The 22,177-nt window shown below is 46.6% G+C and carries 14 protein-coding genes; all 14 read right to left on the minus strand.

Features of this window, described 5'->3' with window-relative positions:
• The coding region (locus BVE84_RS09565) for a DNRLRE domain-containing protein (RefSeq protein ID WP_076996787.1) at nucleotides 1–7,969 on the minus strand (7,969 nt) is incomplete at its 3' end.
• Between the two features lie 451 nt (nucleotides 7,970–8,420).
• Entirely contained in the window at nucleotides 8,421–10,877 is a 2,457-nt protein-coding gene (locus tag BVE84_RS09570; protein ID WP_076996788.1) for a heavy metal translocating P-type ATPase, read from the minus strand.
• A gap of 818 nt (nucleotides 10,878–11,695) precedes the next feature.
• A complete protein-coding gene (gene smpB / locus BVE84_RS09575) occupies nucleotides 11,696–12,163 on the minus strand; it encodes an SsrA-binding protein SmpB (RefSeq protein WP_076996789.1) in 468 nt (155 codons plus the stop codon).
• 2 nt (nucleotides 12,164–12,165) lie between these two features.
• Nucleotides 12,166–14,505: a ribonuclease R gene (gene rnr, locus BVE84_RS09580; RefSeq protein ID WP_135017508.1), complete on the minus strand. Its 2,340-nt coding sequence runs from the start codon at nucleotides 14,503–14,505 to the stop codon at nucleotides 12,166–12,168.
• 528 nt (nucleotides 14,506–15,033) lie between these two features.
• Nucleotides 15,034–15,267 carry a preprotein translocase subunit SecG gene (gene secG / locus BVE84_RS09585; RefSeq protein ID WP_076996790.1) on the minus strand — a complete coding sequence of 78 codons (234 nt, stop codon included), beginning with the start codon at nucleotides 15,265–15,267 and terminating at the stop codon, nucleotides 15,034–15,036.
• A 44-nt stretch (nucleotides 15,268–15,311) separates the two neighbouring features.
• Nucleotides 15,312–15,461, minus strand: a complete 150-nt coding sequence (gene rpmG / locus BVE84_RS09590; protein WP_075099873.1) for a 50S ribosomal protein L33 — start codon at nucleotides 15,459–15,461, stop codon at nucleotides 15,312–15,314.
• Nucleotides 15,461–16,663 carry a multidrug efflux MFS transporter gene (locus BVE84_RS09595; RefSeq protein WP_256765669.1) on the minus strand — a complete coding sequence of 401 codons (1,203 nt, stop codon included), beginning with the start codon at nucleotides 16,661–16,663 and terminating at the stop codon, nucleotides 15,461–15,463. The genes rpmG and BVE84_RS09595 overlap by 1 nt, the downstream gene beginning before the upstream one ends.
• A gap of 4 nt (nucleotides 16,664–16,667) precedes the next feature.
• The gene (gene coaE, locus BVE84_RS09600; protein WP_076996792.1) at nucleotides 16,668–17,264 is read right to left on the minus strand and encodes a dephospho-CoA kinase; all 597 of its coding nucleotides are present in this window, start codon (nucleotides 17,262–17,264) and stop codon (nucleotides 16,668–16,670) included.
• Nucleotides 17,261–18,085: a DNA-formamidopyrimidine glycosylase gene (gene mutM, locus BVE84_RS09605; protein WP_076996793.1), complete on the minus strand. Its 825-nt coding sequence runs from the start codon at nucleotides 18,083–18,085 to the stop codon at nucleotides 17,261–17,263. The genes coaE and mutM overlap by 4 nt, the downstream gene beginning before the upstream one ends.
• A gap of 399 nt (nucleotides 18,086–18,484) precedes the next feature.
• Complete coding sequence (locus BVE84_RS09610) at nucleotides 18,485–18,919, minus strand: GNAT family N-acetyltransferase (RefSeq protein WP_076996794.1); 435 nt, start codon at nucleotides 18,917–18,919, stop codon at nucleotides 18,485–18,487.
• A gap of 113 nt (nucleotides 18,920–19,032) precedes the next feature.
• Complete coding sequence (gene era, locus BVE84_RS09615) at nucleotides 19,033–19,932, minus strand: GTPase Era (protein WP_076996795.1); 900 nt, start codon at nucleotides 19,930–19,932, stop codon at nucleotides 19,033–19,035.
• Between the two features lie 9 nt (nucleotides 19,933–19,941).
• Nucleotides 19,942–20,343, minus strand: a complete 402-nt coding sequence (locus BVE84_RS09620; protein ID WP_076996796.1) for a diacylglycerol kinase family protein — start codon at nucleotides 20,341–20,343, stop codon at nucleotides 19,942–19,944.
• Nucleotides 20,324–20,821, minus strand: coding sequence for an rRNA maturation RNase YbeY (gene ybeY, locus BVE84_RS09625; RefSeq protein ID WP_076996797.1), 498 nt, complete (start codon nucleotides 20,819–20,821; stop codon nucleotides 20,324–20,326). The genes BVE84_RS09620 and ybeY overlap by 20 nt, the downstream gene beginning before the upstream one ends.
• 214 nt (nucleotides 20,822–21,035) lie before the next feature.
• Nucleotides 21,036–21,740, minus strand: coding sequence for an HAD family hydrolase (locus BVE84_RS09630; protein WP_076996798.1), 705 nt, complete (start codon nucleotides 21,738–21,740; stop codon nucleotides 21,036–21,038).
• Nucleotides 21,741–22,177: the final 437 nt, after the last annotated feature.

Raw genomic sequence — 22,177 nt, forward strand, 5'->3', positions numbered from 1 at the left:
AAGGGTTGCCTGTCTCGTCTGTGCTAGACTTAGTGGCTCCGTAGAGGTTGTAAGAGCGAGACGCAACGGCTTGTCCGTCCTTGGTCAAGCCAGTAACGCTACCACTTTGTGTCGCTAGGTACTGATACGTATCCCCTGTCTCATGGTTGTGGTAGGAAGTCCGTCCCTGTCCATAGGAATAGGTTTCTCTGGCTTTTAGTTCCCGGTCATAGGTCTGGAGAACCTCGGTGTGCTTGCGGTTGACATCATTGACATAATTGCGCTCTTCATAGTAGTGGAAGCTATCTTCTCTTGTGGTGTAAGGAATCAGAACCTCTTTGACTTCGCTGGCATAGGTCACCTCTCCCTCACCCGGGAGGTTTCCTAGGTCTGGTGGATTGACCACCAACCCCTCCTTGTTGGCCCTGTCTTTGGCCACCTTCTTGTGGTAGGCAGTGGAGACATCGTCAAAAATCTCATGCCAGATAGTCCCAACTGTTTGCGGTAGCGTTGCGAGTGCTTGAAGAACGTTTTGACTAAATCCATACCAGAAGAGGCTATGTTCCTCCCCATTTGGGGCGGTATGCGGTGATTTCTTCTTCTCTTCCCGCTTGAAGAGTTGATAGCTGTGCTTGCCTTCCTTACGGCTGGCGGTAAATACCCGGTTATCATCCCCATCATACAACGCCGCAAACAAGAGACCTGCCTTGTCCTTGACCGCAAGGAGTCTATTCTCTGTATCGTAGATATAGTCTAGCTTCTCATCATTCTTCTGAGACGAGATACGGTTGCCGTTCTTATCGTAGGTGTAGGTTGTTGTGCCGTCTTTGTTCTCCAACTTGATGAGACGGTTATTGTCATCGTAGGTGAAGCGGGTCGTCTCTTCCTTGCCCTCGATGGTTTCTGTACTAGTCAGCTTGTTACCAGCCAGGTCGTAGCTATAGGTGAGACTGGACAGTTCCTTTCCTTCCTTGTCTGTTACCACCATACTGATGACTTGCCCCAGACTGTCATAGGTGTAGGCTTGGATAAGGGTTTCCCCATCTTGAGTGATGGTCTCCTTGGTGATATAGTTGCCGTCATCGTACTCATAGGCATAGCTGGAAATGAGCTTGTCCTTCTTGTCTCTATGGACGATGTTGACTACCCGATGTCCCTCGTCATAGGTCAGCTGGCTGGAAGAACCATCCCCACGTTTGATCTGGATCATATCGCCAGCCTCATTATAGCTGTAGGTCGTTTTCTTCCCGTCCTTATCCGTCACAGAGGTCATCCGATCCAACTCATCATAGGTGTAGGAGACACGGCTACCATCAGGATAGGTCAGCTGGCGGATATTGCCATAGTCATCATAATCATAGGTGATGAGACTGCCATCTCCTTGGCGAAGCCCCGTCAACTCCCCTTCGCTATTATAGGCATAGTTGGTCCTTCCTGTCAGGTCGCTCATAGAGACCCTACGACCATCTGCATCATAGGTATAGAGGACCTGGCCATCGGAGGCTTGAGATGATTTCTTGCTCAAGAGTTGATCGAGCTTATTGTAGTCGTAGGAAATGGTCTTGCCATCTGCTTTCTTGACTTCTGACAAGCGATGATTGACATCATAGGTGTAGGTTTCCACATCGCCTAAAGCAGTGATGCGCTCGACCAGCGTCGATAGTTGGTCATAGCGATAGTGGGTACCCTTTCCATTGCCATCGGTAATGGAGGTCACATTCCCGACAGGGTCATAGGTGTAGGTGCTGGTGGAGGCCTTCTCCCCCTCGCCCTTGGTGGCCGTAAGGAGCTGATCCTCTTCGTCATAGGTATAGCGTGACAGGCGCTCGCTTCCTGATGTCACCTGGGTCACATTGCCATTGGCATCGTATTGGTAGGAGGCTTGGGCTCCTGTGCCAGTCATGACCTTGGTGATGCGATGATCCCTATCGTAGGTATAGCTGGTTAGCTGACCTGCTGTATCTGTCTCTGCCGTCAGGCGATTGCTCGCATCATAGGTATAGGTCTTGGTTTGACCGAGTGGGTTGGTCACCTGTTCGAGATTGCCATTGGAATCATAGGCATACTGTTCTTTGCGCCTTCCATTGATGGTGTGCTCGGTGAGGTGGCCGACAGGGTCATAGGTCATTTCTTCCTTGCGCCCCGTTGGACTGGTGATGGTCTTGAGCTGGTCCAGCGTCGTATAGTCCATGCTGGTCGTAGCACCACTTGGTGTGGTGATAGAGGCCAGATTTCCTGCCTTGTCGTAGCGGTACTGGGTTTCCAAGTCTAGCGCATTCTTCTCGATTAAGAGGCGACCTGCCACGTCGTAGGTATAGCTGGTCGTCCGCTCTGACTGATCTGTTTCGGTTATCAGATTGCCAGAACGGTCATAGGTATAGGCTCTGGACAGGCCTTGGGGTGCGGTTTGTTTGACGAGGCGCCCCAGTTTATCATAGCTATACGAGTAGGTGGCTTGATTGGGCAAAATCCGCTCTATTGCACGTCCATACAAGTCATTGACCCGTTTGGTCACATCGCCACTTGGGTCGGTCTCCTCTGACAGGCTCCCTGTCGCATCATAGGTATAGGTCGTAGTCCCACCTGTTGGCTTGGTCGAGCTAGCGATACGGCCACGGCTATCGTAGCGATAGGTCGTGGTGTTACCCTCTCCTGAAGTCTGACTGAGAAGATTTCCCACTCCGTCATAGGTATAGGTGTCGCTCCCTCCTGTCGGGGCAACCCTTTCCACCAAGCGTCCTAGCGGGTCATATTTAAGGGCTGTGCTATTGCCTTTTGGATCGGTATATAGCACTAGATGGTGATTGGCATCATAGCCATAGCTGGAGCGATTGCCACTGGCATCTTGCACCTGAGAAAGGTTTCCAAGGACATCGTACTCATAGGTCGACTGGTTCCCGTCTGCATCTGTCTCTGTCACCACACGGTTCAGCGCATCATAGGTATAGCTGGTCTCACGTCCTAGGTGATCAAGGGTCTTGGTCACGTTTCCATTTTGATCATACTGGTAGGTGGTGGTATTACCTTCGACATCTGTCTTGGTCGAGAGGTTTCCAACCGAATCATAGGTATAGTGTTCACTGGTGCCGTCCGCATAGTCTACCTTGGTCAGCTGGTTGTCACTATCGTAGCTGTAGGTCGTCACTTCTCCAAGACTATTAGTAATCGTCAGGCGGTTGCCGTTCTTATCATAGGTATAGCGTTCGTCTAAGTCTTGATTGTCTTTGGCAGAAACCACGCGACCTGCCGTATCATAGCTGTACTCTGTCACCAGACCGCTAGAGTGGGTCTGTTTGATCAAGCGGTCAAGGGCATCGTATTCGTTGGTAATCGTAGTATCATCCGCATAGATCACCTCTTTGATCTGGGCAGTCGGGGTATAGGTCATCTTGGTCCTATGGCCGTTGGCATCTTGCACTTCAACAGGGTAGCCCAGTTCATTGTAGGTATAGGTGGTCTTGCCTCCTAGGGCATCGGTGACTTCGGTCAGTTGTTCCATCTGATTGTAGGCGAAGTGGGTACTATTGCCCAATCCGTCTGTCACTTGACGAACCTGATGCTGCCCATTATAACTGGTTGTAGCAGTGTAGCCTGCCGCATCCGTTACGGAATCTTGGTTGCCGCTCTTATCATAGGTCAGACTGGTTCTTTGTCCCAGTGGATTAACGGTAGCCACCAAACGCCCCGCCGCCGAATACTCATAGCGAGTCTCTTGACCTCTGGCATCTACAACCGTCAAGACATTCCCCATACTATCATAAGTATAGGATACAGAAGTCTTATCGGGATAGGTGATGGAGGTGACATTTCCAGACCTATCATAGGTATAGAAGGTGGTCTTATCCCCTTTCGTTTCGGTCAGTTTGTTTCCGACTGCGTCATAAGTATAGGATACTGTTTGACCAGCTTCATCGGTAGAGGTTAGCTGTCGACCGAGGGCATCGTAGGTCGCGCTGCTAGTGGTGCCAATCGGATAGGCTACTGCTACCTCATTTCCAGAAGCATCGTAGGATTTTTGGGTGACTTGGCCTGCCGCATCTACGATACTGGTCACTGTGTGATAGCGATCATCATAGGTCAGGCTAGTCGTGTGACCCGCTTCGTTGGTCCGAGTTAGGACACGTCCGAGGGCATCGCGCTCATAGGCAATGGAGGCCCCGGCTGCATTGGTCTCTGTCAAGAGGCGGCCACGGCTATCGTAGGTAGAGGTCGTGGTGTGACCTTCTGCATCTGTCACAGACACTTGATTACCCACACCGTCATAGCTGTAGCTGTAATTTCCACCCTCGCCATTAGAAGCGCTAATCTTGCGACCAAAGGCATCGTAGGCAAAGGTGGTGGTCGTACCATTGCCATCTGTGACAGCGATCACTTGACCAGCCCCATCAAAGCTATAGGTGGTCCCTACCCCATCCGCATCTATTTCACTGAGCTTACGACCTTCCGCATCGTAAGTGTAGCTGGTGGTTCCACCACGAGGATTGGTCACGCTTGTCACTTGATTGTGGGCATTGTAGGCAAGGGTAGAGACCCCACCTAGAGGGTTGGTGACTTGAATGAGGTTCGCCCCCTCATAGGCAAGGGCTGTTCGGTTCCCTGCTGCATCGGTGGTCGAGAGAATCCGCCCTTGGGCATCCACCTCATAGGAGATAGTGGATCCATCTGGTAGGGTGGTCTGGGCGAGATTTCCCTTGTCATCATAGCGGTGGCTAGTTGTCCTTCCATCAAAATCTGTCTCAGATAATAAATGGTTCTTTGCGTCATAGGTAGAGGTCTTAACGGCACCATCAAAACGGCTCTTAGACAAAACATTGCCATTTTGGTCATAGGTATAGCGAGTGGTGTGACCGAGTTCATCGGTACCACTTGCCAAGCGGTTGTCCGCATCATAGGTCATCGCCTTGCTGGTGCCATCTGGGTAGGTAATGCCTGTTGTACGGTACTGGTCATCATAAGTATAGGTGGTCTGGTGACCATTGGCGTCTGTCGTCACCGTTTGACCAGGGCTATACGCCAGAGTAGAGACGGCACCTGTCCCGTCAGTCTGCTGGATCACACGGTTCTGATCATCATAGACGTTTTCAATGACCTTGGTACCATTGCCATCATACCAGGCTGTCATCCGTCCCTTATCGTCATACTCATAGCGGGTCGCTACGCCTGTCGCATCAGTATAGGTGGTGAGGTAGCCATTGTCATCATACTCGTAGGAGAGAGTCGCTCCATTAGGAAGTTGAACAGCCCCGATGTAGCCTGCGTCTGTCATGGTCACTGCAAAGACCAGACCAGTTGGTGAGGTAATCTTGCTTAGCTGGGCATTCTCATTGTAATCAAGTGTAGTCGTATTCCCTTTTTCATCCCTTTGGCGAATGAGGAGACCGTGGAAATTAAAGACCTTTTCTTGATGAGCGGTATCTGTGATATGGTATTCTTTGACAGGATAGTTTTCTTCACCAGAGCCAAAATCTGCTTTCTTGGTCTCCACTTCCTTAACTGTCAAGCTGAGATCATAGCCAGCTGGAGCCTTGTAGCTGTCGCCCTCTTTGGTAAAGGTGAGGATAGAACCGTCACTACGGGTGTAGTAGAGGTTGCCTTCCTCATCGCTTGAGAGCTGTTCATTGAAAGCAAACGACCAGCCCCGACCAAAGAGACTATTCATACTAGCAGCCTTGGAGTTATAGGCACGCACCACCTCAAAGTTTCCACCTAAATCAGGTATGGAGACATCTGCCCGATCTAAGTAGAAATTCCCCGTGTTGAGGTTGATGGGTTCAAAGCCAAACTCACAGTGGAGGCCCCGCCCCATCAGTAACATATCCACATCCGCCTTGGTCTTTTCGCTCAAGGCTGGGGGATTATAGGGCTTGGTCGCATTCTGACGTGGATTACGGATAAAGAGGGTGTTGTTTTTGACCAGTAGCATATCCTGAATCCGATTGTCATAGGCAATCTGGTTGAGGGGGACGCCATAATAACTGGCAATCTTTGGAAGGGTGTCATACTGGGTCACCTTGTAAACGAGGAAGGAGTCACTCTTTTTCTCACCGCTTGATTGGCCATCTTTTCGACTGTCCGCATCGATGGTGTAGAGAGTGTTGAGGGTTGGATCTGTGAAGGGAACTAGGGTCTGCCAGTTGGAGAGCTTATCCTTGTATTGGGTCGTCCCTTTCTCAAAAGCCGAGATAAAGGGCGAGGTATCGGGATACTTGTAGGAGTAGCTAGCGGGACTATCCCCTCGGTAGTTCTTCGCCACATCACTCAAACGATAAGAAACAGTCGCTCCCGGAGTGGTTAGGCCATCCGCAAAGACTCCTTGGAATTGGAGCTTGCCTGTCTTATCGGTCTTGACCATGGTCCGAAGGGCAATAGTGGTATCGCCCAGGGCGTAGTTCATATCCACTGGGTCAGGGACAGACCAACGGATGGTCAGACTCGGCGCCTTCTCAGGCGTAAAACCAAGCTGACCCGCATTGTCAGCAGTCGCATCCGTCGTATAGAAGGCACCACCATCTGCTCCTTCATCGGTGGCTGCCACCACTAGGCCATAGTTAGGAAAGAGTCCTTGAACCCAGCCGTTTACAGTCTCACGGATGTCAAAATGGTGCATTTTCTCATAGTTTTCTGCTGGTGTCGCCTTGACACTGAGAGCGTTTTCGCCTGCAATCTCACGACCGATCCCTACTGAAGAGTTCCACGTGATACTATTGACATCAAAATCCTCTGTTAAACGATAGGCGCCGAACTGGGTGCCTTGGTTACCAGGGGAGGTATATTGATAGAGATTGAGGGTGGCACTATCAATCTTAGCTTCTGTCGGAATGTTCTTTTGAAAGTCATAATTGATCTTAAAATACATCCGACTGCGACCGATGTCTTTGACATCCAGCCAGTCTCCCATCCCCATCATGTATTTATCCATATAGCCAATATAGCCATAGCCAATGCCTAAGTAGCGACCATGAACCGTACTGGTCACGGCGTTTAGAATCTTCTCCCGCGGAACGGTAACAGTCGGGTCAATGCGGACAGGGTACTGGCGTTCTGGACTCGCCAACCAATCTTTTCCAGCAACGACTGTCACCTGATACTTGCCGTCTTTTTCCTTGAGTTCCAGTGTTAGGTCTTGACTGGTTTCCCCTGCGCTATCTGCCATCATGGGAGCCGTTAGGACAAAGAGAATCTCCTTTTTCCCTTTTTGACGAACCAGTACCTGATTATTTTCCAGAGCGACATCATAGCTATCTGCTTTCAGTATATAGGTAAAGCGGTGCTTACCTTCCCACTTGGCAAGGACAATCTCTTCTTTGACGCCATTTGATTGAACGGTATACTGAACGTCTGTAGCCCCTTCAACGTTGTTATAGAGGATGGCATTTTCTTGAACTGTCGCATGTTCATAGGTCTTGTCCAGTGGATAGAGGGAAATCTTGTCGTCTTTGTGAATGACATCAATCGGTGTCGCTTCCTTGACCCCGCTCGGCAAGACCACTCCTACAGGAGATTCTTTGGGGAGATAATAGTGCTTCCCATCGGCATGGTAGGAGTAGAGGGTGAGATCGACCGGAAGCTCTACGCCATCATGGTTTTTATAGGTTTTTACTTGGCTACCGATATACGTGATGTAATGGGTATCATCTACCTTATACACTTGTTCTTGACCGCTCTCCGCGACGGGTGCCCCATGTTGTTCACGAAGGGTGGCTTCTTCTACACTCATGCCTTCGCCTGCTAATCGAGGCTGTTGGATAGCATCTCCACCATCTGTTTTCGGATTAGATTGGTCCTGCTTATCCAATTCTGTAGTCCCAGTATTGGCGTTCTGACTGCCAACCGTATTAGCGGTTGCTTCCTCAATAGCCGCTTCATAATAGGCTTGGCTCCGACTGCTTTCGATGGCCTGTCCTATCTCCTCGGCATAGGCTAGTGGAGAATGGGCTGCCACAACCGTCAGCAAGATAAACCAGGTAAATACTTTTCTTATCTTTTTCATATTGTCTCCTTTAATAAAACTATTGGATTAGCCCCATTTACTGGAGAAAAGCTCCTTCTTTTTCGCAAACTATTATAGCAAAAAGATAGCCTTATGTAAATAGGCTATCTCTTATGGTATAGAAGATATTCAAGATTTCAAAAACTTTTCCCACCTAACTATAGTATATGGAAACTTAACTCATACTCTTTAAAAATCAAAAGGATACGTCGTCAAGAGTCTCGGTGAGTGAAAAGCTCCAGTGGAGGTTTTCAGCCTGTTCCCTTGAAATAGGGTGGAACAGAGTTCTACCTTCGCCTTCGTTTCCTAGTCTACTTTTGATTTTTATTGAGTATCAAATCCAATCTGGTAAATTATTAAAGCTAAATGAAAAGGTACGGTTTTTATGTCATTTCACTATATCTAGACTCAATCAGACCTTGAAATGAACCGCGTGACTACTATAAAGAGGCTATTTCACCAAGCGTGCTTTTTTTAAACGAAGGGCATTGGCCAATACAGATACTGAACTCAATGACATGGCTGCTCCTGCCAGCATGGGATTCAGTAAGGGACCGCCAAATAGGTGCAAGACTCCCATTGCAATAGGAATTCCGATAACGTTGTAAGCAAAGGCCCAAAAGAGATTTTGCTTGATAACCCGCATAGTAGCCTGACTTAAGCGAATCGTACGCGCTACATCAACCAAGTCACTACGCACCAGTACAATATCAGCTGATTCAATCGCTACATCTGTACCTGACCCAATCGCAATCCCCACATCTGCCTGCGCAAGAGCTGGTGCATCATTGATACCATCCCCCACCATAGCTACTACTTTCCCTTTTTCCTGCCAATCTTTGACCACTGCTGCCTTGTCCTCTGGCAAGACCTGACTGATCACCTTGTGAATGCCTGCTTGGTCTGCAATAGCTTGGGCAGTAGCCTGCGTATCACCTGTCAACATCACTACTTCCAAGCCCATATCCTGCAACTGTCGCATGGCATCAGGACTGCTCTCTTTTAACTTGTCTGCAATCCCTAAGAGACCGATCACCTGCTTGTCAAAAGCGAGAAAAACAGGGGTTTTCCCCTCTTGGGAAAGTCTCTGGCTGTCTACTGCTGCCTGCCCCAGATCTACACCATAGGCATTCAATAAGGAGCGATTCCCAAGGAGCAATTCCTTTTCAGCAACCTCTCCGATAAGGCCTTTTCCAGAAAGAGAGTGAAAATGGCTCACTGTTTGCAGGGTGAGTCCCTTTTCTTCGGCGCGGGAAAGGACAGCCTCCCCTAGTGGATGTTCTGAATAATACTCTATGCTAGCTGCTAGCTGTAATACCAAGTCAGCTGGCTGATTGTGATAGGTCAGGACGTCTGTCACCTGTGGCTTACCTTCTGTCAAGGTTCCTGTCTTGTCTAAAATAATGGTATCGAGTTTTTGCGCCCGCTCCAGTACCTCTCCTGATTTTATCAACATCCCGTGTTCAGCACCTTTTCCAGTTCCGACCATAATCGCTGTTGGGGTCGCAAGCCCCAAGGCACAGGGACAGGCAATGATAAGGACGGCAATCAGAATGGACAGGGAGAAAGCCCATGACTCACCTGCTAGAATCCAGAAAATACCTGCTCCTAAGGCCAAAAACATGACTACTGGTACAAAAACTGCCGCCACCTGATCGGCCAACTTGGCAATCGGAGCTTTTGAACCTTGGGCTTCTTCTACCAAGCGGATAATCTGTGCCAAGGCTGTATCCTTACCAACCTTGGTAGCTGTCATAGAAAAGGCTCCGTTCTTATTGATAGCTCCTCCAAATACCGCATCACCAACCGTTTTGCTAACAGGGAGACTTTCCCCCGTCAGCATCGCTTCATCAACTGTTGATTGACCTTCTATGACCTCCCCGTCAACAGGAATTTTTTCACCCGGGCGTACTAGAATCCGATCTCCTACCATGACCGCATCAAGCGCCACTTCCACTTCCTGACCATTTCGGAGAACTCGGGCAGTGGGAGGAGTTAGAGCCATTAGATGCTGAATGGCTGCAGAGGTCCGGCTTTTTGAGACCATTTCCAAATATTTCCCCAGCGTAATCAAAGTCAGAATGACGGCAACCGACTCCAGATATAATTCTGCATGGGCATCATGGGCTACTGCCACTTGACCGCTCCACAAGAGAGCTGTCATGATGATGCCTTGCAGTAAGGCTGCTCCTGTCCCAATCGCAATCAAGGAATCCATATTAGGATGGCCTTTCAATAAGGTTTTCATACCTTTTTGATAAAAGGCCCGCCCTAAATAAACAACAGGAAGAACTAAAATCAGCTGGACAAGGGCTGAAATCGGTGCTTGGTGAAGGAAAGATGGAAGTAAGACCTTCCCCCAAGGGAGCATGGGTGCCATGGCAATATAGACCAGTGGTAGGGAAAAGACGGCTGACCAGATGAATCGTTGCCACATTTTTTTCGTCGCTTCTTTCTGCTGGTTAGCTCTATCCTGAGCCTCTTCTACTTCCTCTAAATAGGCTTCATAGCCTGCCGTTTTAACCGCTTGTTGGATGGTCGCTCTAGACTGCTCGCCTGCATCATAGCGTACATAAAGACTCTCTGCTGCCAAATTGACCGCCGCTTCCTCGACTCCATCCAAGGCTCCAACGCTACGCTCCACAGCCATGGCGCAGGAGGCACAGGTCATCCCCTTGATTTGATAGCGTTCTTCGATTGTATTTGATTTCAAGTGATAGCCAGCTCTTGCAACGGCATCTAGGAGCGTCTCCTCCTGCAGTCTTGCGGCATCGTAGGAAATACTTGCTTGCTCTGTTGCCAGATTCACACTAGCCTGCGTCACGCCCTCTAAGGATTGGAGCGTTTTTTCAACTGTTAAAGCACAGGATGCACAGGTCATCCCCTCTACTGCATAGATTTTTTTCATAGTAGCTTCTCCTTCTGATTACATTTGTAATCTTTTATGGAATTAGTATACCTCTTTTGATTACATTTGTAAACGATATTGCTTGAAAAAAAGTAAGAAAGCCTCTCTTTCTTACTCCTCTTCCTTATCCTCCCCCAATCACCATCAAACTCTGAATAGACTAGAAAACCGAAGGTCATTACGGCTGGGCAAAGAGTCCAGCACTACTGCTACCCAAAGTCCGTGTCAACCTATCAGCGCAAAGGTTGATTGACTTGGCAGTTCCGTGGAGGATTGCAACAGTTCGGGGAGTAACCTAATCCAGTGGATTAGGTTAGCCCGAGCCAAAAAATCGGAAAGCGAGGAGTAACTAGTTGAAATAAGAAAGAGACCATTAAGGTTCGGGGAACTGTTGCAACTGGTCACCTAAAAATAAGAAAGGGACCTTTGAGGTTCGGGGAGTAACCTAATCCAGTGGAGTGAAACAGTTCGGGGAACTGTTTCAGCTGGTCACCCAGAAATAAGAAAGGGACCTTTGAAGCCCGAGCCAAAAAATCGGAAAGCGAGGAGTAACTAGTTGAAATAAGAAAGGGACCTTTGAAGTTCGGGGAGTAACCTAATCCAGTGGAGTGAAACAGTTCGGGGAACTGTTTCAGCTGGTCACCCAGAAATAAGAAAGGGACCTTTGAAGCCCGAGCCAAAAAATCGAAAAGCGAGGAGTAACCAGTTGAAACTAGAAAGCGGCCCCTGTTCGGGCTACTGTTTCAGTCTGGCTAGAAAGAGGATAGAACAGGCTCACCTACCTCAAAGTGCTTACTGATGAATGGCTCCCTTACTTTCTAGCGGGCATTGATCGCCTTCATGGTTCGAGCGATGTCACGGTTTTGCTCGCGGCGCTTGATGGATTCACGTTTGTCGTAGTCGTGTTTTCCCTTGGCAAGGCCGATTAGGACCTTGGCAAAACCATCTTTTAGATAGACCTTGAGGGGAACTAGGGTCATCCCTGTTCCTTTTACTTCATTTTCAAGGGCTAGAATCTGCTTCTTACGCAGGAGCAATTTACGCGTTCTGGTTGGATCTTGATTCCAGATATTCCCCTCATCATATGGTGCGATATGAACATTATTGAGCCAGGCTTCCCCCTTACGAATCTGTGCAAAGCCATCTTTTAAGTTCATGCGTCCTGCTCGAATGGACTTGATTTCTGTGCCAGTCAATACCAATCCCGCTTCAATGGTATCTACAATGCTATAGTCATGGCGCGCCTTCTTATTTTGTGCAAGCACCTTTCCTTCACCCTTTGCCATCTCTATCTCCTTTTTTTGCGTTTTGGTTTTGCCACTTCCTGATAAAAGGGCTTCTTTTTCTTATCTTTCGTCTTACCTTTTGTTTTGGAACGGTGGATTAGCTCCTCCTGCTTACGATTCTTACCCTTACCACGACCCGTGCGATCTAAGCGGTCACGATTGGCATGGCTTTTCCTCTTCCGCTCTGCCTTAAGAGGTGGCTCAAGGACATCAATCTCAGACGGCACATGGGCAAAATCAATCTCTCCTGTCAGCTTATCTGCCCGCAAGAGTTGAATACGAATAGGTTGCCCCACTCGGAAAACACGGCCTGACCGCTCACCTTTGAGAGTTAGGGTCCGCTCATTGTACTGATAATATTCAGGCAACTGTTGAAGATGAATCAAGCCCTCAACCGTATTGGGTAATTCGACAAAGAGACCAAACTTGACAATGCTTGATACGACACCATCAAATTCTTGCCCGACAAATTCCTGCATGTATTCTGCCTTTTTCATGGCCTCGACTTCGCGTTCGGCATCGATTGCGCGACGCTCTAAGCTGGAAGCCTGTTTGGCAATGGCAGGGATGGTCGCCTCATAATGTGCGACTACTTCTGGAGTTAGGGTACTGTATTTTCGTATCAGACGATGCACCAGAAGGTCAGGGTAGCGTCGAATCGGGCTGGTAAAATGTGTATAGTAATCTGCACCCAAGCCATAGTGTCCATGGTTATGCTCTGAATAGCGGGCCTGCTGCATCGAACGCAATAGCATCATGTTGAGAACATCAGCATAGGGTTCATCTGCCACATGGGACATCAAATCCTGCAAGGCTTCTGAGCGGATAGAGCTAGCCGTACCTGCAACTCTAAGACCAAAACTGCTGGCATAATCGATAAATTTCTGTAATTTATCCGCCTTTGGCTCCTCATGAATTCGGTAGATAAAGGGCAGTGCTAACTTGCTAAAATGCTCTGCAACCGTTTCATTCGCAATCAGCATGAAGGACTCAATCATGCGCTCTGCGATACCACGCTGGCGTAATTGAATATCTACCGGCATCCCTGCCTTGTTAACAATAATCTTGGCCTCATGGGTATCAAACTGGAGGGCTCCACGCTTTATCCTCATGGTTTCCAAGGATTTGTGGAGCAGGACCATTTTCTCGACACTGGAGACAATCTTTGCAAATGCTTCTCGTTTTGCTTGATTGCCTGCAATCATTTGATTGACATCCGCATAGGTCATGCGATAGGTGGTCTTGATGATAGTTTGGCCAATCCAGTAGTTGACCACGCGCCCCTTGCGATCAATCTCCATAATCGCTGACTGGGTCAAGCGATCAAGGTTAGGATTTAGAGAACAAATGCCGTTTGACAGACGCTCAGGCAACATCGGTACCACACGGTCTGTCACATAGACAGATGTTCCACGCTGGAGCGCTTCTCGGTCTAAGGCAGAGCCTTCCACCACATAGTAGGAAACATCTGCGATATGGACTCCTAGCTCCAGATTTCCGTTTTCAAGCTGCTTGATATGAACTGCATCATCCAAGTCTTTGGCATCTGCCCCGTCAATCGTAAAGATGATTTCCCCTCGTAAATCCAGACGTCCTTCGTAGTCTTTTTCTAGAGGTTGTTCTGGTATGCGACGGGCTTCTGCCAGAACTTCTTCTGGAAATTCCCAATGAATATCCATGGATTCGAGGACTTCTAAGACATCCAAGCCCACATCATCCTTATGGCCAATCACATGGCGAATCCTTCCTACAAAATAATCCCGTTTTTTATTAGGGTATTGCTCAATATCCACCTTGACAATTTCTGTTCCATCTAAGACTAGGGCTGATTTTTTCAGATAGATCGGCTGGCTGATTTTTTGGTTTTTTGACTTGATATAGCCTGCGTATTCTTTTTTATCCTCAGAAACGATGACCTGGCCGACTGCTGTTTTGATGCCATGCTCCAAGATGTCAATCACTTCTGCTTCTGCCACTGTACCCTTGAAGCGGTCAGCAACTTTTTTAATGGCCACTTCCACCCTATCTCCCTCAATGGCATAGTTGACATCAGCCCTCCCGATGAAGAGGTCATCTTCTGCCTCATCTACTGTGACAAAGCCAAAACCGTTTTTATTGGCACGAAAGATACCTGTTAGGGTCACACGGTTCCCCTTCTTCTTTTTTGGCACAGCAATCCTACCTTGATCGTCAAACGACAGTTGTCGTCGCCCTTCCATCTTGGATACCTGCTTGACCAAATGAGTAAATTCTTTGGCGGAGACCATCTGAAAATGATCCGCCAACTGGTCCATGGTCACTGGACCAACTGTTTCAATATAATCAATAATTTCTTTTTTCATTTCTCTCTTTTCATTTAAGATACAAAGGGCGTTAAACGAGCAAAGCAAAAATAGGAGTTTTGACGCAGAACTTCAAGTTCTAGGAAAAACTATCTTTTTTGCACAGCTCGTAGCCCGTGTTCATTTAAGATGTGAAGCCGTTAAAAAACCGAATGAAAAATAGGAGGCTGCCGCAGTGTTCGATGAACACAAGAAAGCCTATCTTTTTTCCGAGGTTTTAGGCTGAACTCAGTTACATAAGGATACGAGGACGTAAGCAACTCCTAGGCAAAATAGACAATCGAAGCAGGTTGTCTTGCAACCAATGAGATTGGTCTTTTTGACAGTGAGTTGTAGTCCGAGTTCAATTACAAGATACAAAGCCCGTGAAAAACTCAAAGCGAAAATAGGAGTTTTCATTCATCGAAGCAATAGCAGATAAACTAAATAACGCTAACAAAATCTAACGGGCGCAGAAAGCACTATGTTGTCTCCACTATCTCCTTCTATATGATAAAAAAGAGACCAAGAACAAGTCCCAGTCTTTTTTTACTTACTTGAAATAATTACCAAGGCCAGCGCAGTCAGCATCCAGCAAAAGACGAGAATAGCTGTTAGACGCTGCATAACAGCTTCAAAGCCACGCGCTTTTGTCCGCTCAAAGAGGGCTCCTGAACTTGCATCAAATACATTGCTTGATTGATTTTTAGCTGGTTGCATAAAGATTGCGATAATAATAATAGCAGATAGTATTAAAAGAATGGTTAATAAAAGGTTATACATATTTTTCTCTTTCCTTTAGAACTCTCCACAGTATACCATAAAACTTATTTTGTTTCAAGATGCAGCGTTACTTTTCTCTCTTTTGGACAATATTTTAACACTTCAATCTTCTGCGGATGCGTCTTACTATTTTTACTGGTCAGATAGTTTTTACTCCCGCACTCTGAACATTGTAAATTGATTTTAACTCTCACTAAATTTCCCTTACTTTCAAGTAATTTCTAAAGCTAAATAAGGACCAGATAAGATTGAACAGAACAAGGCTACAGGTCACATAAAAGACCCAGCGATAGCCTAGATAAGTCGCAACTCCTGATCCCAGCATTGGACCTAGGACAGAACCTATATACATAAAGGTTTGGTTAAATGAAAAAATCCGTGAAATCCCTTCTTTAGGAGTTAACTTTGCCAGCAAGGAATTGACGGATGGCAAAAGGGCCCCTGTCCCAAAGCCATACAAAAAGCGAAACATTCCTAATTGCAAAGGTGTTGTTGCATGGGCGTTCAGCCAATTCATCACCAGACTGTAGAACAGGGCTGCTAACAACAGGCGGTGATTCCCGATTCTATCTCCTAATTTCCCAAGCTGAGGCGAACTAATCATGGATGAAATCCCCAAAACTGAGATAATCATTCCCGAGACAAACAAGAGATTATCGACCTGCCCTAGGTAGCGAATATAAAGAGTCAATATCGGCACCACTGATTGGGCTGCCATTTGAATAATCATACTGGTCACAAATAAACTAAGAACAATCTGCTTGTCTTTAATTTGATGAAAGACCTGTCCCAGACTCATCTCTTGACCAGCCTTTATCGGGGTGAAATCTTCCTTGATACAGAAGTAGGTCACAGCCGTCACAAGTAGGAGCAAGATTCCTACAATGAGGAAAACCAGGCGCATTCCGACAACTTCTGCCAAAAAGCCGCCTAACATCGGGCCAATCAGAGTACCTGCAACCAAGCCTGTTGACAAGGTTCCAAGTGCATAGCCTGTTTTTTCTTTTGGTACCTGACTTGCAATCAGGGCGGTAGAGTTGGGGACATAGCCTGCAAATACGCCTGTCATAATGCGTAAGAGAATCAACCAAAATACTGTCGGTACAAAGGCCAGACCTCCCATACTCAGTACCATGACCGAGCTAGCGCGGACCATCATGGGTTTTCGGCCATAGCGATCCGCAAGACTCCCCCAAATCGGAGACATCATGGCTGAGGCCAGAGCTGTTACGGATACAGCTAGACCGGCATAAAATTCTACTTGATTTTTGGGGGTTCCTAATTCCTCGACAAACACCGAGATAAAGGGCATGACCATCGAAAAGCTAGCCCCTGTCAAAAAATTACCGACCCAGGCAATCTTTAAATTCTGTTTCCAAACATCCTGACTTAAAATATCATCATCTTCTTTCTATACGCTGTAAAAGCTGGTCAACTTGTGCATAAGTTGCAAGCCTTCCTCCGCCATTATCAATCTGATATGGGGTTCGCTTTTTCTTTTCTTCAAGAGGCATTTGCGCCGCCATCCGCTGCCTAGCCTCTTCCTCTGCTAATTGATTTCGCTCCATTAACCGCTCCAGTTGCAACTCGGGTGTCAGCACGAGGAGCCAGACTTCAGAAACGACCTCCTCATAGCCCAATTCAAAGAGCAAAGGAATGTCCATAAAAAGCACATCCGCATGCTCTGCTAGCCGATCACGTTCTGCCAGCAAAGCCTCCCGAATGATTCGATCTTGCAACTGCGAAAGGCGTTTCCGTACTGCTCCTTGCTCAAAAACCAAACGCCCTAGTTGCTCTCGGTTCAGTTCCCCTTCTGAATCTAAAATATCTGTGCCAAATTCTTCTACTAAGACCTGATAAAGCCTGCCGCCCTTTTGTTGCAGCTGGTGGACGACCTGATCTGCGTCAATCACTGGATAGCCACGGCTTCGTAAATAGGCTGTCACGGTTGATTTTCCCGAAGCAATGCCACCTGTTATCCCAATCACCTGCGTCATGGTAGCTCCTGACATTGGGGACAGACATGCGTTCCACGCCCAGACAACTGAAACTTGATGATTTCTGTCTGGCAACGCGGACAAGGCTGTCCCGCTTTTCCATAAACTTGTAAATAATCCTGCATGGTGCCGTCCATACCGAGTGCATTTTTATAAGTCCGAATGGTGGAACCTCCTTTTTCAATGCCTAAGGCCAAGACAGTAATAATGGCTTGATGCAAGGTTCTACTTTCCTTGGCTGAGAGACTTTGACCAGTCCTTACAGGGTGAATCCCTGCTCGAAACAAGGCTTCGTCCACATAGATATTACCGAGTCCCACAACCAAGCTCTGGTCTAATAGCGCCGCCTTAATCGGCTTTTTCGACTTGGCGAGTTGCCACTGAAAGCGGTCATAGAGAAAGGCTTCTTCTGTCGGTTCTGGTCCTAATTTTTTAGCAAGAAAGTAGTCCTCTACCTGCTCTTTCCCTAGCAATTCCATGGTCCCAAATTTTCGCACATCTTGATAGACCAAGTGGCTACCGTCTGTAAAAGTAAAAAAGACATGAAAATGCTTGTTCTCTGGCACTTGATTTGGAAAATAATGATACTTCCCCTCCATGCGTAGGTGGGAAATCAAGACAAGATCTGTCAAGTAGAACAAGAGATACTTTCCACGACGCCCGATACTACAAATCTCTTGGCCAACGAGCGCTTCACTCAATATATCTGCACCAGTCACCACCATCCGTGGGTAGCCGATTTCCACTTTCTGAATTCTTTTCCCAAGTACCAACCTTTCAAGTCCCTTTCGGACCGTTTCAACCTCTGGTAATTCTGGCATATTATAAGATACCAAGCCCGTAAAACACAAAGCAAAAATAGGAAACTTTTTGAAGAAGTTTACTTCTAGAAAAGTTTATACCTAAAGGTAGCCTCACCTGTAAGCAACTAAAGTTGCAACAGTTACGTCTCTTTTTTGCACCGTGTTTAGGGCGGGTTCAATTCAAACAATCAAACCCTATCCTTTCTTTATTCGTTTTATATGAAAAAAAGCTTTTTTCATAGAGTTAAAGGCTAGCTCACAACAAGCCTCTCTACTCTCTTTCTCTAAATACCCTAGTCTTTTCGTTTGCTTTTAGTAGGAGGCAACGAGCTGTAAGCTGGACTAGAATATGGCCAAGCGAGTGAACAAAGTAAGTAAAAGATAAACGAAATAACTATAACAAAATGATGCCAACATCTAATCTACATTCAAGATATAATGAACACTTCTACTTACTTCACGAAAACCCATTTTGTGATGAAATGCTTGACTAGCAATGTTCTCTAACGAACAATCCGAAGCCAGCTGAACACAACCGTGAGCCTTAGCCCATAATTTAGCAAATGCGAGTAATTCTTGAGCAATTCCCTGCTGCCTAGCTTCTTGTGTAACAGCAATACCCTCTAGATAAGCAAGTGGTAGGTGGGAGCTTCCCTCAACATATTCTTTTCGGATGGACAAGCTCAGCCAAGCCAATGCTTTACCTGCCCTCCAGTATAGAAATTCATACGGAAATTGATCATTTAAAAAAGCTTCCTGCAAATAATCCATATCGCTAGACCAAACCTGACTTGCAAAGCCTAGCCAAATTTTCACTTCGTCTTTTTTCACTGAAACTATCTTTTCAGTCATTTGTCATGCTCCACCTGCTGCACCTATCTAAAAAGTCAACGGGCTATGCTACTGCTACCCGTTTGTTCAATCATTTTCCGTCTTGAAACAAAACTTTCTCAACACCAAATAGACTAATACTCTTTCTGGTTATACCCAAAGTCCGCCAAGTCCAGCTTCTTATCGCGCCAGTTTTTCTTGACCTTGACCCAGGTTTCTAAAAAGGCCTTATCCCCCAACATTAACTCGATGTCACGGCGAGCCATGGAGCCGATTTTTTTCAGCATAGCACCACCTTTTCCAATGACAATCCCCTTTTGGCTATCACGCTCGACCATAATCGTTGCCCGAATGTGAACCTTATCCGTCTCTTCGTCCCGCTTCATGCTATCAATAACGACAGCCACTGAATGAGGAACTTCCTCACGAGTCAAGTGAAGGACTTTTTCGCGAATCATCTCAGACACCAAGAAGCGTTCTGGGTGATCCGTTATCTGATCTGCCGGGAAATATTGAAAACCCTCATCCAGATTATCCTTCAAAATTTCCATAAGGCGATGAACGTTATTTCCCTGAGTAGCTGAAATCGGAACGATTTCCTTGAAGTCCATCTGCTGTCTAAAGTCATCGATCTGCCCCAAGAGCTGATCGGGATGCACCTTATCAATCTTATTGACCACTAAAATGACGGGGACTTTTGCAGCTTTCAAGCGCTCCATAATCATATCGTCCCCCTTACCTCGTGGCTCATCTGCTGGTACCATAAAAAGAACCGTATCCACCTCACGTAAGGTGCTGTAGGCAGATTCCACCATGAAATCCCCCAAAGCTGTCTTGGGTTTATGAATGCCAGGTGTATCAATAAAGACAATCTGCTCCTTTTCAGTCGTATAGATTCCCATGATCTTATTGCGCGTTGTCTGCGCCTTGTCACTCATAATGGCAATTTTTTGTCCCATAACGTAGTTAAGAAAAGTCGATTTCCCAACATTTGGACGTCCTAAAATGGCTACAAAGCCTGATGTAAATGTCATACCTACCCCTTAAAAAATCAAATCCCAAATTTTGGGTATAAAAATGATAAGCCCTGTTAAGAGAGCGAATCCTGATACAAATAATACCGCTCCTGCTGCCATGTCTTTGGCATTTTTGGCCAACATGGAGAAGTGATAGCCAGACGCCAAATCTACGACATTTTCAATAGCAGAATTGACAATTTCAAAAGCGATGACCAAACTAATGCTCAGTAGCAAAAACAACCATTCCATCATCGAAACTCGGAAAATAATCCCCGCTATCACGACTAGGATCGCTGATACGAGATGCTTGCGCATATTGCGCTCTTCCCTAAAAGCTGTAAAAAGACCTGTCACCGCAAATTCAAGGCTGGCAACCAGATCTCTATTTTTCCATTTTTTTTGTGAATTATTCTCGTGTAAGTCCATAAGCTGTCAGTATCTCTTCTTGTAACCCAAACATTTCTGCTTCTTCTTCAGGCGTATAATGATCATAGCCGTTGATATGCAGAAAACCATGTACTGCTAGGAAGCCCATTTCACGGTCGAAACTATGGCCATACTCTGCTGCCTGCTCGTATGCCTTATCGATGGAAATATAGAGTTCTCCAATGTAGGCATCAAAATCCTCGAGCATCTCGCTCAACTCAGGATTATCCAGCAACATGTCCTCATCAAACATCACTTCCGTCTCCGGCTTATACTCTAAGCTCACCACATCTGTCGGACGGTCGATTGCTCGATATTTCAGGTTCACCTCATGCACACGCGCATTGTCAACAAACGTTACAGCCATTTCTTTTTGCTCTTTGCCAATTCTTTTAGCCGCAAACTCCAACAAGTCTCGAATCTGCTCCTGCATCTCCTTCGTCACTTGCTTTGTCTCATCAACCATTTCAATATACATGTATCACCACATTCTTTCTTCCATTCATTATACCACAAAGCAGGGAGAAAAGAAAAAGTACTCTCCTTCACCCTTGCAAGAAGCAGGTTGAGCATCTAGCCCTAGGCACCGCTCTTCCAAAAAATGTATCCAATGTATCTATTCCTGAAACACCAACCTTATACTCAATAAAAATCAAAAGTAGACGAAGCATCCTTTTGATTTTTAAAGAATATTAGCGAGCATCCAACTTCTTTATCTTACCGAACAGGTCCTCACGTTGTTCGACTACTGCATCTGCTCGATAAGGAGATTGCGGTTCCTTGCGCCTACGATGATTGAGCCAAATGGCCTGCCAGCCTGCTCTTTTGGCACCGACAATATCACTTTCAAAAGAGTCTCCAACATAGCACATCTCTTCTGGTAGGACCTGTACCTTCTCTGCCATCAAGTCAAAGATGACCTTTGCGGGCTTGGTTACCCCTAGCTGGCCAGAGATAAGAATATGCTCCTCTGGTATCCACCTTGTCAGATTCAAGGACTCCACCTTACGCAACTGGTGCAAGTGGGGACCATTGGTAATGACGCCCAAGCAAATCTGTCGCTGACGACAATAGGCAAAAATCTCTGGAAATTCTGGGCTGAGTAAGAGTTGTCCCTGGTATTCTTGATAGTCTTTCTGAATAGTAAGAGCCTGTTCGTCTGAGACGATGTAGCCAAAGTCTGCCAAACTTCGCTTCATGCGGTAAATATGGCTAGCCTCTAGGCTCATTTCTCCTGCTGTTGCAGCCTCAAAGACCTCATCGGCATGCAGTCGAAAGGCGATATACAAATCTTCCATTTGTCCATCCTGCACGGGGAGGTACGCCTGAACCGCCCGCTTAAAGGGCTCTTCCTGATTATATAAGGTATCATCCAAATCCAAAATCAATGCTTTCATACTCCTATTCTAGCAGAAATTGAACGGATACTCAAAGGAAATCAACACTAGAAGATTATCAACTATCTGGGGATAGAAACTAAGAAGCGAAGATAGTCAGGGGAGTAAAATAATCCAGTGGATTATTTTACCCCGAACTTAGAAATTAAAAAGTGAGGGAATTTGTTACTGAGCCTAAAAACGAAAGAGCGAAGTAAGGCAGGGAACGGTTGCAACTGGTCACCTAAAAGTGACCATAGAAGCCGAGCCATAAAACCGGAACGAGAGGATAAATACTCCTAGTTTCAAAGGGATAGTATACCTTTGAATGACTGATATGTAAAGCCCTTTGTCAAGTAAAAACAATCGAACTGATAAAAAATGAAAAGTATCTAGAAAGAGCCTAGTTCTTAGCTTCGGGCATTGGCCACTCTGATATTCGTGGATTGGTTACCTAC

This window comes from Streptococcus azizii (assembly GCF_001984715.1).
Lineage (GTDB): Bacteria > Bacillota > Bacilli > Lactobacillales > Streptococcaceae > Streptococcus > Streptococcus azizii.

What these genes read in the sequence shown, in the direction of transcription:
- BVE84_RS09570 (WP_076996788.1), bottom strand. Translation starts at nt 10,877, where the DNA reads ATGAAAAAAATCTATGCAGTAGAGGGGATGACCTGTGCATCCTGTGCT.
- smpB (WP_076996789.1), bottom strand. Translation starts at nt 12,163, where the DNA reads ATGGCAAAGGGTGAAGGAAAGGTGCTTGCACAAAATAAGAAGGCGCGC.
- rnr (WP_135017508.1), bottom strand. Translation starts at nt 14,505, where the DNA reads ATGAAAAAAGAAATTATTGATTATATTGAAACAGTTGGTCCAGTGACC.
- secG (WP_076996790.1), bottom strand. Translation starts at nt 15,267, where the DNA reads ATGTATAACCTTTTATTAACCATTCTTTTAATACTATCTGCTATTATT.
- coaE (WP_076996792.1), bottom strand. Translation starts at nt 17,264, where the DNA reads ATGACGCAGGTGATTGGGATAACAGGTGGCATTGCTTCGGGAAAATCA.
- mutM (WP_076996793.1), bottom strand. Translation starts at nt 18,085, where the DNA reads ATGCCAGAATTACCAGAGGTTGAAACGGTCCGAAAGGGACTTGAAAGG.
- BVE84_RS09610 (WP_076996794.1), bottom strand. Translation starts at nt 18,919, where the DNA reads ATGACTGAAAAGATAGTTTCAGTGAAAAAAGACGAAGTGAAAATTTGG.
- era (WP_076996795.1), bottom strand. Translation starts at nt 19,932, where the DNA reads ATGACATTTACATCAGGCTTTGTAGCCATTTTAGGACGTCCAAATGTT.
- BVE84_RS09620 (WP_076996796.1), bottom strand. Translation starts at nt 20,343, where the DNA reads ATGGACTTACACGAGAATAATTCACAAAAAAAATGGAAAAATAGAGAT.
- ybeY (WP_076996797.1), bottom strand. Translation starts at nt 20,821, where the DNA reads ATGTATATTGAAATGGTTGATGAGACAAAGCAAGTGACGAAGGAGATG.
- BVE84_RS09630 (WP_076996798.1), bottom strand. Translation starts at nt 21,740, where the DNA reads ATGAAAGCATTGATTTTGGATTTGGATGATACCTTATATAATCAGGAA.